The organism is Streptomyces sp. DH12 (genome assembly GCF_020873895.1).
GTDB lineage: Bacteria > Actinomycetota > Actinomycetes > Streptomycetales > Streptomycetaceae > Streptomyces.
Map to the genome: position 1 here is coordinate 1 of NZ_JAHWGT010000429.1, position 622 is coordinate 622.

The 622-nt window shown below is 73.5% G+C and carries 2 protein-coding genes; both read left to right on the forward strand.

From position 1 onward, the window contains the following. Nucleotides 1-398, forward strand: a 398-nt coding sequence (locus tag LPA54_RS34985; protein WP_228984637.1) for an ABC transporter ATP-binding protein, incomplete at its 5' end; no start/stop codon positions are given. Further along, nucleotides 395-622 (forward strand): ATP-binding cassette domain-containing protein (locus tag LPA54_RS34990; RefSeq protein ID WP_228984638.1); only part of this gene is annotated, 228 nt, incomplete at its 3' end. The genes LPA54_RS34985 and LPA54_RS34990, both read left to right, overlap by 4 nt.

Here is a 622-nt window from a genome sequence, read left to right on the forward strand (position 1 = left end):
AGGAGGCACGCGACCGCGTCTTCACGCTCTTCCCGCGGCTCGCCGAACGCACCCACCAGCCGGCCGGGCTGCTGTCCGGCGGCGAGCAGCAGATGCTCGCCATCGGCCGCGCCCTGATGGCCGCGCCCCGCCTGCTGCTTCTCGACGAGCCCTCCCTCGGGCTCGCCCCGCAGATGGTGCACCGCATCGCCGAGGTGATCCGCGAGATCAACGCACAGGGCACCGCCGTGCTCCTGGTCGAGCAGAACGCCGGTATGGCACTTTCCCTCGCGAGCCACGCGCACGTCCTCGAGGTCGGCGAGACCCGCCTGTCCGGCCCCGCCGGGGAACTCGCCCGTACCGACGCCGTACGCCGTCTGTACCTGGGCGAGTCGGCGCAGGACCAGGGGGCCGCGTGAACGACCGCACCACCACCGCCCCGCCCGAGCTCGCCGTCCGCGACGTCACCGTGCGCTACGCCGGGCTCACCGCTCTCGACGGGGTGTCCTTCACCGTCGCCCCGGGTTCGGTGCACGCCCTCATCGGCCCCAACGGCGCGGGCAAGTCCACCTGCTTCAACGTCCTGTCCCGACTGTGCCGCCCCGCCTCCGGCACCGTCACCCTCGGCGGCACGGAGCTGACC